Genomic DNA, 203 nt, shown 5'->3' with positions numbered 1-203 from the left:
AACATCCATTTACCTGTCGCTTTATCTTTACTTACTGTACCACTCATATTTATTAGCACCTCTGCGTTAACTTCTCTCCGTCTTCTCTTCGTTTACCATCGTTCACCGTCCACGTTCAAAATGCATTCTCTAAAAGAAATGAAATGTTTATGATGGAACCCTCTTTCTATTTTTTCATATCAATCTATATATATCCATTTTGA

This window comes from Bacillus sp. JJ1127 (assembly GCF_036965845.1).
Lineage (GTDB): Bacteria > Bacillota > Bacilli > Bacillales > Bacillaceae_G > Bacillus_A.
This window is presented reverse-complemented; position numbering follows the sequence as displayed.